The 16667-nt window shown below is 74.0% G+C and carries 10 protein-coding genes and 1 pseudogene; 7 read left to right on the plus strand and 4 right to left on the minus strand.

What is annotated here, in order from left to right; translation table 11 throughout:
- Nucleotides 1-131: 131 nt before the first annotated feature.
- Together ABZY13_RS17220 and ABZY13_RS17225 are read right to left on the minus strand one after the other, a co-directional pair.
- Nucleotides 132-1202 carry a hypothetical protein gene (locus tag ABZY13_RS17220; RefSeq protein ID WP_356631414.1) on the minus strand — a complete coding sequence of 357 codons (1071 nt, stop codon included), beginning with the start codon at nt 1200-1202 and terminating at the stop codon, nt 132-134.
- An 82-nt stretch (nt 1203-1284) separates the two neighbouring features.
- A complete protein-coding gene (locus tag ABZY13_RS17225) occupies nt 1285-2433 on the minus strand; it encodes a PP2C family protein-serine/threonine phosphatase (RefSeq protein ID WP_356631416.1) in 1149 nt (382 codons plus the stop codon).
- A 363-nt stretch (nt 2434-2796) separates the two neighbouring features.
- On the opposite strand from ABZY13_RS17225, the gene ABZY13_RS17230 reads away from it, so the two are divergent.
- Nucleotides 2797-3303 (plus strand): hypothetical protein, encoded by a 507-nt coding sequence (locus ABZY13_RS17230; RefSeq protein WP_356631418.1) that lies wholly within the window; start codon nt 2797-2799, stop codon nt 3301-3303.
- A gap of 589 nt (nt 3304-3892) precedes the next feature.
- Nucleotides 3893-4813 carry a hypothetical protein gene (locus tag ABZY13_RS17235; RefSeq protein WP_356631420.1) on the plus strand — a complete coding sequence of 307 codons (921 nt, stop codon included), beginning with the start codon at nt 3893-3895 and terminating at the stop codon, nt 4811-4813.
- Here ABZY13_RS17235 and ABZY13_RS17240 read toward each other — a convergent pair.
- Nucleotides 4719-6143 carry a PLP-dependent aminotransferase family protein gene (locus tag ABZY13_RS17240; RefSeq protein ID WP_356631422.1) on the minus strand — a complete coding sequence of 475 codons (1425 nt, stop codon included), beginning with the start codon at nt 6141-6143 and terminating at the stop codon, nt 4719-4721. The genes ABZY13_RS17235 and ABZY13_RS17240 overlap by 95 nt on opposite strands.
- A gap of 77 nt (nt 6144-6220) precedes the next feature.
- Here ABZY13_RS17240 and ABZY13_RS17245 point away from each other — a divergent pair, with 77 nt between their 5' ends.
- Nucleotides 6221-7018, plus strand: a complete 798-nt coding sequence (locus tag ABZY13_RS17245; protein WP_356631424.1) for an alpha/beta hydrolase — start codon at nt 6221-6223, stop codon at nt 7016-7018.
- 159 nt (nt 7019-7177) lie between these two features.
- Here the strand turns inward: ABZY13_RS17245 and ABZY13_RS17250 are convergent, their stop codons facing one another.
- Nucleotides 7178-9247, minus strand: coding sequence for a PhoX family protein (locus ABZY13_RS17250; RefSeq protein WP_356631426.1), 2070 nt, complete (start codon nt 9245-9247; stop codon nt 7178-7180).
- 484 nt (nt 9248-9731) lie between these two features.
- Here ABZY13_RS17250 and ABZY13_RS17255 point away from each other — a divergent pair.
- The 4 genes and pseudogenes from ABZY13_RS17255 to ABZY13_RS17270 form a co-directional block, all read left to right on the plus strand.
- Nucleotides 9732-11430 (plus strand): annotated as a pseudogene (locus tag ABZY13_RS17255) (VWA domain-containing protein).
- Nucleotides 11431-11604: 174 nt separating this feature from the next.
- On the plus strand, nt 11605-13320 hold the full coding sequence (gene metG / locus ABZY13_RS17260) for a methionine--tRNA ligase (RefSeq protein WP_356631428.1): 1716 nt from the start codon (nt 11605-11607) through the stop codon (nt 13318-13320).
- A 200-nt stretch (nt 13321-13520) separates the two neighbouring features.
- Nucleotides 13521-13886: a PH domain-containing protein gene (locus ABZY13_RS17265; RefSeq protein ID WP_356631430.1), complete on the plus strand. Its 366-nt coding sequence runs from the start codon at nt 13521-13523 to the stop codon at nt 13884-13886.
- 84 nt (nt 13887-13970) lie between these two features.
- Nucleotides 13971-16667: hypothetical protein (locus ABZY13_RS17270; protein WP_356631432.1), on the plus strand; the 2697-nt coding region annotated here is incomplete at its 3' end.

Raw genomic sequence — 16667 nt, forward strand, 5'->3', positions numbered from 1 at the left:
GGCGAGCGGCCCGGTGGACACCGCCGAACGGGTGGAACCGGTGCGCTCCCGGGGCCGTACGCCCGCGCGCCCTCCGCGGAAGCACACGCCCGCGCTCGGCTCGGTGATCGGCTCCGCGGGCGGCTGTCCGGTCAGCTCTGCGCCTGGAGCCCTTCCAACTGCCGCAGCTGGCCGCGCACATGCTCCAGCGCGCCCTCCCGCCGGCCCGGCACCCGGCCGCGCAGCTCCACCAGCGCCGTGCCCAGCTCCCGCGCGGCGGACCGGTCGCGGACCTCGCCCCACTGGTGGTGCGCCCGGTCGACGGCGGCCTCGACGGCGGGCGCGTCCGGCGCCTGCCCGGCGGCCAGCCGGACGGCGGCGACGTGGAGCCAGGTGCGGCAGCTGCGGACCGCGTCGCCGGCGAACATCGCCAGGTCGGCGCGGACCTCCGCCCAGTGCAGCGCCTCCTCGGAGGCCGGCCCGTGCGCCCGTACGGCGGCCTGCTCCCAGCGCGCGGCCAGCCCGTCGGCGTCGGCGTGCCGGCCGGCCTGCACGGCGGCGGTGATCGCGGCGTGCGGGTCGCTCACCGCGGGCGGCCGCGCGGCGAGCACCAGGCCGACGACGCTCTCCTCGCCGGCCAGCCGGGCCAGCGCCTGCTGGTGGAGCTGCTCGACGGGCGGGCGGTGACCGCTGCGCAGGATCGTGGCGACGGCCTTCATGTACGCCGGTCCGCCGACCGCCCGCCGGGAGGGCGGGGGCGCGACGCGTCCGTAGAGGGCGGCGTTGGTCCCGGCGTCCAGCGGGGCGCGGGCGAGCACCTCCCAGGCGTCGGCGTCGGCGTGCAGGTCGACGAAGAGGGTGGTCGTGCCGGGCGGGCGCAGCCGCAGCTCCTCCCGGAACCAGTGCCAGGGCAACGCCGTGTAGCGGACCGTGGCGGGCGTGGTGCGGGCCAGCGCGAGGTGGGGCAGGCTCTGGCGGCGGTCCAGCTGGACCTGGCCGGTGACGAACACGGTGAGCGGTCCGGGCGCGGTGGCGGCGGCGCGCAGCCGGGTCAGCACGGCCTGCGGCTCCAGCGGGTCGGCGAGCTCCACGACGTTGGCGGTCTCGGCGCCGGCCAGCACGCCCGGCGCGACCGCCGCGAGCACCGGAAGCACGCCCGCGGCGTCCACCAACCGGCCCTTGCCCACGGGCGAGGCGGCGAGCAGCAGCACGGTTCCGGGCATGGTTTCCCCTCCCCTGTCGATCACGTACCGCCACCGTAGCCGCTGACCGCGGGCGGCACCCACGCCCTGCGGGCAATGACGTTCACGCCCGCCGCACGGCGAACACCGTCGTGTCGTCCCGGAGGCGCCCGTCGCAGTGCCCCAGCACCCCGTCCCGGACGAAGGCGACCAGCTGCCGGGGTCCGGCCGGCCGCGGGTCCGCCGCGAACCGCCGGGTCACCTCGGCGACCAGCGGATAGAACCCGCCGTCGGCACCGCGCGCCTCCGTCACCCCGTCGGTGGTGAGCAGCAGCGTCTCCCCGGGGGCCAGCGGAAACCTCCGCACGGGCGGCACCGTCCGGCCCGCCGGGGCGAGTTCGCCGAATCCCAGCGGCAGCCCCTCACCGGCCGGCAGGGCCCGCACCCCCGCCTCCCCCACCACCAGCGGCGGCTCGTGTCCGAAATTGACGACGTCCACCGCGTCCCGCACGCCCGCCGGGAAGTCGATCAGCACGGCCGTGGCGAACCGGTCGCCGCCCTCGCGGCCCAGCGCGGCCATGTGCTCCCGGTGCCGCCGCAGCCGCACCTCCAGCCGCTCGGCGACGACCGACAACTCCGCCTCGTGGTACCCCGCCTCGCGGAACGTCCCCAGCAGCGCCGCCGCGGTCTCCACCGCGCCCAGCCCCTTTCCCTGCACGTCCCCGACCAGGACCCGGGTGCCGTGGGGGCCGGGCTGGATGTCGTAGAAGTCTCCGCCGACGCGCGCCTCGCTGTCCGCGGCGAGGTACACCTCCGCGTGGTCGAGGCCGCCCCACCCGTCGGGCAGCGGGCGCAGCACGGTTCCGCGGGTCGTCTCGGCGATGTCCCGCATGTGCACCATCCGCCGCTCCGCGCGCACCCGTACGGCGCACGCGGCGGTGGCCAGCAGTCCGCCGACGGCGACCAGGATGAAGTCGGGCAGCCCGGCCCGGTACTCGTTGGGCCAGGCGCCGTCCAGGGCGACGTAGGTGACGAGGCCGATCACCGCGAACGCGGCCGTGCCCCACACCCCGCAGATCGCGGAGGCGATGCCGGGGACGAGCACGATCCAGGAGACGATCCGGAAGTCGCCGGGGGTGTTGACGTCGATCAGGGCGATGGCGAGGCTCAGCAGCAGCGGCGGCACCCAGGCGACGCTGCGGCCGCGCACGCGCAGCACGGGCGGCCGGCGCACGAGGTCCCCGCGCCCGGTGACGGCATACCGCCCGCCCATGGAAGACCCGCCGCCGACGGAGTACCGGTCGGCCTGCCGAAGGCGGCCGGGCAGCCGCCGGCTCCCGCCTTCGCCGCGGCGCCCGGGCCTCATGCGTTCCAGTCCCGGCGAAACGGGCTTCATGCCGCCCAGGGAAGCACGCGCCCGCCGACCGCGCATCCCGTCCGGGACCGCGCCGGACACCACGGGCGGGGCGGACGCAACCGGCGGTCCGGGCTCCGCGCGCGGTCCGGGCTCCGCGCGCGGTCCGGGTGCCGCGGGCGGTCCGGGCGGCGCGCGCGGCACGGCAGGGGCCGACTTGCCGCCCGTGCGCCCGGGGTGTGCCCTGGAATGCGGGGGCGAGGAGAGAGAGGAGTGCTGTCCATGGCTCAAGCGCTACCGTCCTCCGGCCGCGGCCGTCACACCGGCCCCGCCCGCACCCGCCCGTCCGACCGCGCCCGCCCACCCGACGTCTTCGGCCCGCGCGTGCACCGGGCCGCCGCGTGGGCCTGGCCCGTGGCGCTCGGGCTGGTCTACGGGTACTGGGCGGCGGCCAACCGCCGAGAGGCGGGCCCGATCACCGGCTGGAACCTGTTGTTCGGCTTCGTCACGGCGCTCGTGTTCATCGTCGCCTACGTCGCCCTGCGGGCGCTCGTTCCGCGGTTGAGCGAGGGCCGGCACGCCGTGATGTGGGCGGCGTTCGCCGCGACCACGCTGGGCCTGCTGTTCAGCCTGTCCGGCATGTCGGTGCTGCGCTCGACGGTGCTGGCGCTGCTGGTGGGGGCGGGCGTCTTCGCGGCGCTGTACTACCGCTACACGACACGCCCGAACGTGGACGCGGACGCGGGGGCCGACGAGCGCCGTTCCCCACGTCACCGGCGACGTCCCTGAACCCGGCGCACCGGCCGTACCCGGCGACTCCGGTCATCCGGGGCGCCGGTCACCGGGGCTCCTGGGCTTTCGGACTTCCCGGCTCCCGGACTCCCGGACTCCCGGACTTCCGGGCTTCCCGGCTCCCGGACTCCCGGGCTTCCCCGGACCTCCGGACTTCCCGGCTCCCGGACTCCCGGACCTCCGGACTTCCCGGCTCCCGGACTCCCCCGGACCTCCGGACTTCCCCGGACCCCCGGACTTCCCGGCTCCCGGACTCCCCGGCTTCCCCGGACCTCCGGACTTCCCCGGACCCCCGGACTTCCCGGCTCCCGGACTCCCGGGCTTCCGGACATGCGTGGACCCCGGCGGGGTGGGCCGGGGTCCTTCGCTTTCCCTCATCCCTCCCCACCAGGAAACACCCGTTCGGGCGAACCCTCCACCGGAGGCGAGAACCCGCAGCTCGACGGCCCGAGCAGTCCTCGCGACTCGGACTCCCGAGCCGCCCCCGAGCGTGGCTGGGGACCTCCCGAGCCAGTCCCCCCTCACGGACCACCCGTTCGGCGGCGTCCCGCTCGCCGCCCCCGCCGCGGCGGCCTTCGCTGGAGGCGTGTCCTCCCGTCCCCCACGCCCCCGGCGCCGCCGCGACACCGTGTCGGCCACGCTGATCGCCCTGTGCTGTCTGCTCGCGCCGCTCGGCACGGTGGCGGCGTGGGCGGCGTACGGACTGACCGACACCGGGCGCTACGTCCGCGCCATGGCGCCGCTGGCCGGTGATCCGGCCGTCCGCGAGGAGGTCGCCCGGACCGTGGCCGCCGAGGTCCGGGGCACGCTGCCGATGCCGACGCCCCTGCGCTCCTTCGTGGACGACGCGATCCACTCGTTCACCCGTACGGAGGCGTTCCGCGCCGGCTGGGACGCGGCGAACCGGGTCACGCACGACGCCGTGCTGAGCGCCCTGCGCGACGACCACCGGGCGAGCGGCCCGGTGACGGTCGACCTCGCGCCCGTGACCGCGCAGATCAAACACCGGTTGTCCGCGGAGAACGTGCCGCTGGCGGACCGCATCCCCGTCGAGCGCACTGAGATCTCCGTGCTGCCGGAGCGGGACCTGGACCGGCTGAGGAAGGGTTTCCACATGCTCGAAGTCGCCGCGTTCTGGCTCCCGTCGGCGGCCGTCGCCTGCGCCGTCGCCGGCATCGCGCTGGCGACCCGGCGCCGCCGCGCGCTCACCGCGACCGCCCTCGGCACGGCCCTGGGCGGCGCGCTGCTCGCCCTCGCCGTCGCGGTCGGCCGCCGGCTGACCCTGTCCGACGTCCCCGCCGACGTCTCCCGCCCGGCCGCCGGCGCGGTCTACGACGCCCTGACCGCGAGCCTGCGCACGGCGTCCTGGCTGCTCCTCGCCCTCGGCCTCGCGGTGGCCGGCGCGGCCTGGCTCAGCGGCCGGTGCGCCCCGCTCGCGCAACGCCGGCAAGCGTCCGCAGCGCCCGCTCCAGCTCCGGAACCCCGGCCGACGCGAGCCCGAGCCTGACGGCATCCGGCGTGCGGTGCGGATCGACGGCGAAGGCGGTACCCGGCGTGACGGCGATGCCGTGCTCGGCCGCGGCGGCCGTGAAGGTGTCGGCGCGCCACGGTGCGGGCAGCTCCCACCAGGCGAAATAGGCGCGCGGGTCGGCCCGTACGGCGAACCCCTCCAGACAGGCGGCGACCAGCCGCTGCCGCCGCCGCGCGTCCTCCCGCTTGGCCGCCACCAGCGACTCCACGGTCCCGTCGGCGATCCACCGCACGGCCGCCTCCAGCGCGAACCGCCCCGCGCTCCACCCTCCGGAGCGCACCGCCGCCCCCACGGCCTCCACCCGCCGCGGCGGCACGACGGCGAAGCCGACCGTCAGCCCGGGCGCGACCCGCTTGGACAGCCCGTCGACCACGTGCGCCAGGTCGGGCGCGTGGGCGGCCACCGGCACGGCGTCGTCGTCGTGCAGGAAGGACCAGATCCGGTCCTCCACCACGGGCAGCGCCAACCGCACGACCATCTCGCCCAGTTCGCGGCACCGGTCCGGGGAGGTGCGCAGCGAGGTCGGGTTGTGCAGGGCGGGCTGGAGGTAGAGCGCGGAGAGCGGGGCGGTGCGGTGGGCGGCGGCGACGGCGTCCGGGCAGGGTCCCTCCGCGTCCGAGGGGAGCGGCACCAGCGTGATGCCGAGCCGGCCAGCGATCTCCTTGACCAGGGGATACGTCAGCTCCTCCACACCGACCCGGCCGCCGGGACGGACCAGGGAGGCCAGCACGGCGGCGATGGCCTGCCGGGCGTTGCCCGTGAAGACCACCTGCCCGGGACCGGGCCGCCAGCCGGGAAGCGCGAGCAGTCCGGCGACGGCGTCACGGGCGGACGGCGTGCCGGTGGCGGCGGCGGGCCGCAGCGCCTCGGCGAGCACGTCGGGTCGCAGCAGCGGCCCGAGGGCGGGGGCGAGCAGCTCCGACTGCCCCGGCGCGGAAGGGTAGTTCAGCTGCAGATTCACCGGGGCGTCACCGGTCCCGGCGGCTTCGCCGCCCGCCGGGACGGCACCGGTCCCTCCGGGCTCGGCATGCACCGGGGCGGCGTCGGCCCCGGCGGCCTCGACCAGCGCCCGTGCCTGCCCCGTGGCGACCGGCGAGGCCCGTACGAACGTGCCGCGTCCGACCTCGCCCACCACCAGCCCGCGCCGCACGAGTTCGCCGTAGACGCGCCCGGCGGTGGAGGCGGCGATGCCGTGCCGGCGCGCGAACCACCGCTGGGGCGGCAGTCGCTGCCCCGGCGCGAGCCGCCCGGAGGCGATGTCACCGGCGATCCGGTCGGCGATCCGCCGGAAGTCCCCGTCCGCCATGCCTCCCCGCCCTCACATTGCACCGAGGGCAAAGATCTTATTGCACCGAGAAGTTGGGCCGCCCTAGGGTCGCCTCCATGGCACCCTTCCTTGCATACGAGGACAAAGGCACCGATACCTCACGGCTTCCGCTCGTCCTCGTCCACGGCCACCCCTTCGACCGCACGATGTGGGCCCCGCAGACCGAGGCGTTCGCACCGAGCCGCCGGGTGATCGCTCCCGACCTGCGCGGGTACGGCATGTCCCCGGTCACCCCGGGCGTCACGCCGCTGTCCCGGTTCGCCGAGGACGTCGGCGGCCTGCTGGACGATCTCGGGGTGCGGCGGTTCGTCCTGGCCGGCCTGTCGATGGGCGGGCAGATCGCGATGGAGTGCTACCGCCAGTGGGGCCCCGAACGCATCGGGGGCCTGGTCCTCGCCGACACCTTCGCGGAGGCGGAGACGGAGCAGGGCAGGGAGGCCCGGCGGGCGGCGGCGGAGAGGCTGCTGCGGGAGGGCATGCGGGGCTATGCCGACGAGGTCCTGGAGAAGATGGTCGCCCCCTACGCCGACCCGGCCGTGAAGGCGCACGTCCACCGCATGATGACGGCCACCTCGCCGGAGGGCGCCGCGGCGGCCCTGCGCGGCCGGGCGGAGCGCCCCGACTACCGGGACCTGCTGACCCGCGTGACGGTTCCCGCGCTGGTGGTGGTCGGCGCGGACGACGAGTTCACGCCGGTGGACCAGGCCCGTTCCCTGCACGCCCTGCTGCCGGAGGCGGAGCTGCGGGTGATCGAGGGATGCGCGCACATGCCGAACCTGGAACGGCCGGAGGAGTTCAACGCGGTCCTGGGAGCGTTCCTGGCCGCGGTCGACACCGAGGACGAGGACGCGTAGCGGTCGCGGTACGACGAGGGGGCGCCCCCGGTGGGATGGGGGCGCCCCGGTTCGGTGTGCGGCACTCAGCCGCGAACCGCGGTCGGACGGTCGCCGGACGGACGCCGTACGCCGGCGGCCGAACGTCGGCGGACGCCGTAGGACGCCGCGGGACGGACGTCAGACGCCGACGTCGCAGCCGTCCTTGCGCCAGACGGCCACGACCGCCGGGCGGACCATCTTGCCGGGGCCGTCGGGCCAGGCGCTGGCGGGGTTGTCGACGGTGGCGCCGTTGATCTCGCCGGGGTGCTGCACGGCGACGACGACGCGGCGGTCCTGGATGATCGGGCCGCAGGTCTCGGCGCCGATCGGCACGGTCAGGAACTGCTTCAGCTCGCCGCGCCGCTCACCGCGGGTGGCCACGCCGAAGAGGCCGTCGTGCGAGCCGAGCTGGGCGCCGTCGGTGGAGATCCACAGGTTGCCGTACGGGTCGAAGGCGACGTTGTCCGGGCAGGAGATCGGGCTGACCTGGTCCTTCGGGAACCCGGCGAAGTAGGTGGCCGGGTCGTTCGGGTCGCCGGCCACGAGGAACAGGCTCCAGGCGAACCTGGTGCTGTCGGCGCGGTTCCAGCGCTCGGTCAGCTCCAGGACCTGGCCGTGCTTGTTGGCGTTGCGCGGGTTGGCCTCGTCCGCCTTGGGGTTCGCGCCGACGCCGCGGTTGGAGTTGTTGGTCAGGGCCAGGTACACCTTGCCCGTGTGCGGGTTGGGCTCGATGTCCTCGGGGCGGTCCATCTTCGTCGCGCCGACCTTGTCACCGGCGAGACGGGTGAAGACGAACACCTCCTCGGCGGTCATGCCCTCGACGTGGCTGACGGCGCCGTCGGCGGTCGCGGTGGCCAGCGGGATCCACTCGCCGCTGCCGTCGAACTCGCCGTCGGCCGGCAGCTTGCCGGTGCCGTCGATCTCGATGGCGGGGGAGTCGCCGGTGAGCTTGGCGACGTAGAGGGTGCCCTCGTCCAGCAGGGAGAGGTTGTGCTCGCGGGCGGCGCGGCTCGAGCCCTTCTTCATCCGCTTGCTGCCGACGAACTTGTAGAAGTAGTCGAAGCGCTCGTCGTCGCCCGAGTAGACGACCGGGCGGCCGTCGTCGGTGAGCCGCACGGTCGCGCCCTCGTGCTTGAAGCGGCCGAGCGCGGTGTGCTTGCGGGGGGTGGAGTCGGGGTCGTACGGGTCCAGCTCGACGACGTAGCCGAAGCGGTGGACCTCGTTGGGCTCCTGGGCGACGTCGAAGCGCTTGTCGAAACGCTCCCACTTGCGTTCGGTGGCGCCGGTGCCGATGCCGTACCGCTTGTCGGTCGGGCGGCTGCTGTTGGCGAAGTACTGGTTGAAGTTCTCCTCGCCGTGCAGCGTGGTGCCCCAGGGGGTGACGCCGCCGGCGCAGTTGTTCAGGGTGCCGAGGGCCTTGGTGCCGGTCGGGTCGGCGGAGGTCTTCAGCAGGTCGGAGCCGGCGGCGGGGCCGGTGATCCGGAACTCGGTGGTGGCGGTGATGCGCCGGTTGAGGGGGTGGCGCAGGACGGGGGTGAGCCGTCCGGTGCGGCGGTCGCCCTCGACGACGACGGCGGACAGGCCGTGGGCGGCCCAGGCGATCTCCACCTGCTCCTTGGTGGGGTTCGCGGCGTCGTAGTCGCGGAACATGAGGATCTCGTCGGTGTACTCGTGGTTCGCGACGAGGATCTGCCGGCCTCGCTCGCCGGGCAGGGGCAGCAGCGCCAGGAAGTCGCAGTTGTACCCGAACTGGCCGGCCTGGGCGGCGGCGGTCTGGTTCTCCGGGTCGAAGGCGGGGGCGCCGCGCAGGATCGGCTCGCCCCAGCGGATGACGACGTTCTGGCCGTAGCCCTCGGGGACGGTGACGGCGTCGGCGGTGTTCGGCGCGACGGGCGCGAAGCGCAGACCGCGGGCGCCCTTGGCGCTGCCGGCCCCGTGCCGGCCGGCGGCGGGCGCGGCCTCGGCCTGCGGGGCGGCGGCGACACCGGCGGTGCCGGCCGCGGCGGCCGCCGTGACGACGGCGGCGGCGCGCATGACGCTGCGACGGCTGAGGGCGCCGGCGATGACGTCGCCGACGTACGGGTTGGCGGTGGTGTTCGGCACCTCGTGGAAGCAGGCGTCACCACAGCGGAAACGGCAGGTCAGGGCGGATCGGCCACCCGGGTGTGAGCCATTCGAGGTTTTGATGATCGGCAGCGGTATGCGCACCTTTTACTCCCCTTGCTTCCCCTTGTATCCAGCGTGACGGACGGTAGGAGCACGTTTGTGCGGGAGCGGGGCGATCGAGTGAACGACAGGTGAAGTGGGGGTGGCCTTACGGCGATTGGCGTTCTGGCGCGATGCCGCCTTGACGGGACCCCGGGTCCCGCCCCCACCCGCCCCAAGATCGCCACCAGAGACCGCTAACCTTACGTGTCCGTCCTGGCCAGGGATTCACGGGCATCAACTCACGCGAAGGGTTGCGCACATGGGCATTCTCACTCTCCTGCGGAACGCATTCGGCCGGTCACGCAAGGGCCGGACGGCCGAGGCAGAGGGTGCCCCGGGGTCGCCCGAGCAGCCGGAGACCACCCCTCGGCTGCCCGAACAGCGCGAAGAGCGCGAGGAGCGCACGGAGGCCGAAGGGCGTGCGGAGCGCGAGGAGCGGGAGCGGCGCGAGGAGCACGAACTGGTCGCGGCGGCTTTCGACAAGGTGACGGTCCCGAAACAGCCGGAGCCGAGGACGGCCCCGGAGTCCGACGCCCCGACCGAGCCCCCGGCGCCGGCGGCAGCGGAGGAGCCGGCCCCGGCGGCGGCCGAGGCGCCCGTGGCCGCGACCACCGAGAAGCCGGAGCCCGAGGCGGCGGAGACGGCGGAGGAGAAGCCGACCCCTGCGGCGGCCGAGATCCTGGAGCCGGTCACCCCGGAGACCCCGGAGCCGGTGCCCGCCGAGGCCCTGAAGACCGAGCCGGAGCCGGAGCCCGCGAAGACCGGGGCCCCGGAGTCCGGGCCCGAGGCTTCCGCGGCGCCGGAACAGGAACCCGAGCCCGCGACGGTCGAGGCGCCGAAGCCGGCGGCGGAGCCGGAGACGCCGACGGCGGAGGAGGAGTCGGCGCCCGCCGCCGCCCCGGAGCCCGAGGCGACCGAGGAAGCCGCGCCCGCCGAGGAGCCGACCCCCGCGGCGGCGAAGGACGCCGAGTCCGCCGAGGAGCCCACGCCTACGCCCGCCGACGAGCCGACGCCCACCGAGAAGCCGGAGCCGACGACGGAGCAGCCGGAGGCTGAGACGGAGCCGACGCCTGAGCCGGAGGCTGCGGCTGAGACGGAGCCGGAGACGGAGACGGCGGCGGAGCCGACGCCTGAGCCGGAAGCTGCCGCTGAGCCGAAGACGGAGCCGGAGACGGCGGCGGAGCCGACGCCTGAGCCGGAAGCTGCCGCTGAGCCGAAGACGGAGCCGGAGACGGCGGCTGAGGCCGACCCGACGGCGGACGCCGAGCCGGAAGCCCAGCCCGCAACCGGGCCGGAAACCGGGCCCGAGCCCGCTTCCGCGCCGGAGGCCGGAGCCCCGACCACCCCGGAGCCCGCAGCCGCCGACGGCGAGTCCGCCCCGCAGGGGCCACCCGCACCCGACGACGCATCCCGCACGGGTGGTGCGGGTGGGAACGACACCGAGGCCGAAGGCGAAGCCGAGGCCGAGCCGCCCGCCCTCCCCCCCCCCCCCCCCACCCCCCCCGCCCCCCCCCCCCCCGCCCCGGGCCCCCCCCCCCCCCCCGCCGCCCGCCATCCCCCCCACCCTCACCACCGCCCACTCCGCCGCAGCCAGCGCCCTGGCCGCCCACGGCCTCACCGACACCACCGCCAAGGTCTACCTCGTCCTCGACCGCTCCGCCTCCATGCGCCCGTACTACAAGGACGGCTCCGCCCAGGCACTCGGCGAGCAGACCCTGGCCCTGGCCGCGCACCTCGACCCCGAGGCCGAGGTGCACGTCGTCTTCTTCTCCACGGAGCTGGACGGAACCGGCGAGCTGACCCTCGACGATCACGAGGACAAGGTCGACACCCTGCACGCGTCCCTCGGCCGGATGGGACGTACGAGCTACCACGTCGCCGTCGAGGAAGTCGTGGCCCACCACCGCAGGACGGCCCCCCGCACCCCCGCCCTCGTGGTCTTCCAGACCGACGGCGCGCCGGACGCCAAGACCCCGGCGACCCAGTCCCTCACGGACGCCGCGAAGAAGCACCCCAAGGTCTTCTTCTCGTTCGTCGCGTTCGGCGAGCACGACAACAAGGCCTTCGACTACCTCCGCAAGCTGAAGACGGGCAACACCGCCTTCTTCCACGCGGGCCCCACCCCGCGTGAACTCACCGACGCGGAGCTGTACGAGGGCATCCTGGCGAACTGGCGCCCGTAGGCCCCCAGCCCTCAGTCACCGGCCCCAGCCCTCGGCCCTGGTCATCAGCCCCCGGCCCCGGCCCCCACAAGAGAAGGCCGCCCCTTCCACCCCTCAAAACGGGAAGCGGGCGGCCCACCCATGTCGGCTACGATTCCAAGGTTCACAAAACGACCGACCTGGGAGCAGCCCCCGATGGCTCGACACCTCATCACCAGCGCCCTTCCGTACATCAACGGGATCAAGCACCTGGGCAACATGGTGGGGTCCATGCTCCCGGCGGACGTCTACTCCCGGTACCTGCGCCAGCGCGGCCACGACGTCCTCTACATCTGCGCCACCGACGAGCACGGCACGCCCGCCGAACTCGCCGCGAAGGAGCAGAACATCCCGGTCAGCGAGTTCTGCGCGCAGGCGCACGAGGCGCAGAAGGCGATCTACGGCGGCTTCGGCCTCGCCTTCGACTACTTCGGCCGCAGCAGCTCCCCGCAGAACCACGAGATCACCCAGGAGATCGCCCGCGAGCTGAAGGCGAACGGCTTCATCGAGGAGCGGGCGATCCGCCAGGTGTACTCGATCGCGGACGGCCGTTTCCTGCCCGACCGCTACATCATCGGCACCTGTCCCCACTGCGGCTACGACAAGGCCCGCGGCGACCAGTGCGAGAACTGCACCCGCGTCCTGGACCCCACCGACCTCATCGAGCCCCGCTCCGCGATCAGCGGCAGCAGCGAGCTGGAGGTCCGTGAGACCAAGCACCTCTTCCTGCTCCAGTCGGCCCTGGCCGGCGAGGTCGAGGCGTGGGTCGACGAGCGCGCCGACGACTGGCCGGTCCTGGCCTCCTCCATCGCCCGCAAGTGGCTGACCGAGGGCCTGCACGACCGCGCGATCACCCGCGACCTCGACTGGGGCGTGCCGGTGCCGGCGGACACCTGGCCCGAGCTGGCCGCCGAGGGCAAGGTGTTCTACGTGTGGTTCGACGCGCCGATCGAGTACATCGGCGCGACGAAGGAGTGGGCGGACCAGGACCCGGAGAACCGCGACTGGCGTTCGTGGTGGTGGGAGTCCGACGCGGACGTCCGCTACACGCAGTTCATGGGCAAGGACAACGTCCCCTTCCACAGCGTGATGTTCCCGGCGACCCTGCTGGGCACCCGGGCGCCGTGGAAGAAGGTCGACGTCATCAAGGCCTTCAACTGGCTGAACTACTACGGCGGCAAGTTCTCCACCTCGCAGCGCCGAGGCGTCTTCACCCACGACGCGCTGGACGTGCTGCCCGCCGACTACTGGCGCTACTTCATGATGGCCAACGCCCCCGAGTCGGACGACGCGTCGTTCACCTGGGAGCACTTCACGGCCACGGTGAACAAGGACCTCGCCGACACCCTCGGCAACTTCGTCAACCGCGTCCTGTCGTTCTCCAAGAAGCGCTTCGGCGAGGAGGTCCCGGCGGGCGCGGAGCCCGGCGAGGCGGAGGCACGGCTCGGCGAGGAGATCGCCCGTCTGCTCGCGGAGTACGAGGAGCAGATGGAGGCCATCCAGTTCCGCAAGGCGGCGGCGGCGCTGCGCGCCCTGTGGTCGGCGGGCAACTCCTACCTGGAGGAGAAGGCCCCCTGGCTGGAGATCAAGACCAACCCGGAGGGCGCGGCGCTGACGCTGCGTACGGCGATGAACCTGATCCACCTGTACGCGGTGGTCTCGGAGCCGTTCATCCCGACGACCGCGGCGGCGATGCGCCGGGTGTTCGCCCTCACCGACGACACGGCGACCTGGGTCACCGCGGACGAGGCGAAGACCCTGGCCTCCGTCCCCGCCGGCACCCGCTTCACGGTCCCGCCGGTCCTGTTCGCCAAGCTGACGGACGACGACCTGGAGGCGTACAAGGAGCGCTTCGGCGGCGCGTCGGAGTAGACCTCCGGCACGGCAGCCCAAGGGCCCGGTGACACCGCACGGCGTCACCGGGCCCGTTGCCGTGGCGCAGCTCCGAGCCTCGAGCGCCGCCGCGCGTAGGGCAGGTGCCGGCACCGTCACCGCTCAATCCGGGAACCGCCGACGTGCCTCGTGACGTGTTGGGACAGAGTCACACCGGTCCACCACATGTGAGTTCGTTCATGGCGCTCTTCGGCAACGCGCACGCCGTCGACCCGGCCCAGGCGCAGCAGGACTGCGCGCGGCTGCTGGGGCAGGGTGAGCGGGTGCACGCCGCGTATCTGCTGATCCGCGACACCCTCCTGTTCACCGACCGGCGGCTGATCCTGGTCGACAAGCAGGGCATCACGGGGAAGAAGACGGAGTACCACTCCATCCCGTACCGCAGCATCACGCACTTCTCGGTGGAGACGGCCGGCACGTTCGACCTCGACGCCGAGTTGAAGATCTGGCTGTCCGGCGCGGCGCTGCCGATCCAGAAGACCTTCACCAAGGGCGTCGACATCTACGAAGTGCAGGCGATCCTCACGCAGTTCGTGGCCCGCTAGACGGCCCAGGGGGCCCGTACCGGCGCTGGTAATATCCGCTCACTTGTGCGAGGGCGGAGATCCTCGCCGGGAGGGAACCTTCACGTGGGCAGACACGCCCTGAGACGGGGCGGTCTCGCCGCTGCCGTCTCCTCGCTCGCGGTCGCCGTCGCGGCCGCTTCCGCCGTCGTCGTGCTCCTGCCGGAGGGCGGCGGTACGGCCCAGGCGGCCCCCGCAGCCGGCACCGCGGAGATCACGCTGGCCGACCCGAGCTCGGCCACCGCGCGCACCGACCGGCCCTTCGTCGCCGGCACGAGCGGCTATCTGCACCGGCAGTCCGGCGTTCCGGGCCTGCTGTGGACGGACTACGCCTCCGGCACGTCCGTCACGGTCGAGAACGCGGACGGCGTGTACACGCCCGGTTCGGGCTGCACGTCGCTCGGCTCGGAGTGCCGTACGGCCTGGTACGGCTCGGAGAGCGACCTGGTCGCGCTGCCGTCATCGCTGAGCAGCCCGACGGTCACCCTGTGGGACCCGGCGACCCGGAACACCAGGACGATGACCTCGGCGAGCTCGTACGACAACTTCCGCGCGCTGGCCGGGGACACCGTCCTCACCCGCAACACCCTGATCGACTTCGTGGACGGGAAGCAGCGCGAGCGCACGATCACCGGCGAGTTCGCGGGCTTCCAGGACAAGGATGTCGTGGCCGCCGACGCGAAGGGCGTGCTGATCTCGCGTTACGCCGGTGGCGACATGACGTACGTCGACGTCGAGACAGCCGTGAACACGCCGGTCTTCGACAACTCCGGCTACGCCGACCACTTCCTGATGAGCGACGACCGGATCGGCTGGTTCGACTCCGGGACGGGTGAGGTGCGGCTCAAGTCCCGCGGCGATCTCGCTGCCCCGGCCCAGGTGTTCGACCTGCCCTCCCAGGGGGTTCCCGACGGTGACGCCGTCCTCATCGGCGACTGGCTCGTGATGCCCCTCTACACCGGTAGGGCGACCTCCGCCCTGACCGCGGTCTCCCTGACCGACGGCTCGACGCGGACCCTCCTCCACTCGGCCGACCCGTACCTGGCCCCCGGCCCCGGCGACACCGCGCTCGTCACCGGCGGGACCTCCGCCGGCGACTGGTGGACGCAGCGGCTGAGCCTCGCCGAAGACGGCACGCCGACGCTGGAGAAGCTGCACCGCGTCCCCGCGCCGGAGAACCCGAAGGCCGGTCTCGCCCTGGGCCGCGGCAGCCTCCGCGTCGTCGAGCGCACCGCCTCCGGGGCACTGACGACCTCCGTGCGCACGCTGACCACGAACGGCGGCACGACGCTGTCGGCGTCCGCCGCCACCGACAGCGTCACGATCAGCCCCAAGTGCCCGTACCCGGGGACCGTCTGCGCGCCGCTGTGGGCCAACCACGACGGGACCGAGCCCCTCGACGTGTACCTCGACACCTTCGACGACTCCGACGAGGGCGGCAGCGGCCTCGGCAACGCCGACCAGCTGATCAGCATCGGCTACAACCCGCTGCGGTTCGACACCGCGGGCGGCACGATCGTGGACGTCTCCGACGAGTACGCCGTCTACAACTCCGGCGGCTCGTCGCCGGCGCAGTACGTCGGCGAGTTCGGCTACGGGCAACTGCTGAAGCGCTCCGTGCGCGCCGCCGCCCTCAACGGCTCCACCCTCTGGAGCGCCACGTCCACGCCGGGCACCCTCACCCCGTACAGCCTCACCGCGAAGAAGACGCTGACCTCGGTGACCGTCCCGGGCCTCGGCTGCGTGCCGAGCGAGCTGCAGGCGGCGGGCCGCTGGGTGTACTGGGCGTGCGGTACCTCCTCGGCCGGCGTGTACGACACCAAGGCGGGCGTCTCCCGCGCGGTGACGCCGGGCGACGTCCTGCTCGGGGACGGCTTCACCGTCCGGCACGACCACGCCGGGCAGCGGCTCGTGCTCACCGAGGCGGCCACCGGCGCCACCCGCGTGCTCGCCTCCGAAGTCCCGGACACCGGCCTCGCCGCCGACCGCCGGATCCGCTGGACGCTCGACGAGTACACCGGCCTGGTGGCCTGGTTCGACGTCTACGAGCAGACGCACGTCGCCACCACCGGCATCGCCCCGTCCCCGGTCACCGTCTTCCGCGCGGAGGCCCCGGACTACGCCCAGCCGTCCACGTCGTACCCCTGGACCGCCCACTGGCAGCTGTCCCGTCCGGCCACCTCCTGGTCGCTGACCTTCACGTCGGTGCAGAGCGGCCCCAAGGGACGGGCGACCCGCACCCTCACCGGCGGCCCGACCACGTCGTACGTGTCGGCGCAGTGGACCGGCCGCACGTCGAGCGGCGACCCCTTCCCCAACGGCCACTTCACCTGGACGCTGAAGGCGACCGGCCTCGGCGCCTCCACCGCCTCCACGGCCGCCACCGGCAAGCGCTTCCTCCAGCGCGGCGCCCCCGTCCGCCGCGACTTCACCAGCGCCGACGGCCCCGACGGGCGCGGCGACCTGGTCACCCTGAACTCCTCGGGCGGCGTGACGTACCACTCCGGCACCGGCACCGGAAAGTTCGGCGAGAAGGTCTCCGCCGGCGGCTGGCCGGCCTCGGCGCGGGTCGTCCCCTTCGGCGACCTGAGCGGGGACCGGTACAACGACGTCCTGGTCCGCTTCAGCAGCGGCACCGTGCGGCTCTTCAAGCCGGGCCGCAACGCCCCGCTCAAGCCGTCGACGGCCTACACCACGATCGCGACGGGCTCCGGCTGGAACCAGTACGACGTCCTCACCTCGCCCGGTGACGTCACCAGGGAC

Source organism: Streptomyces sp. NPDC006610, from assembly GCF_040611575.1.
In the GTDB taxonomy this organism is placed as follows: domain Bacteria; phylum Actinomycetota; class Actinomycetes; order Streptomycetales; family Streptomycetaceae; genus Streptomyces.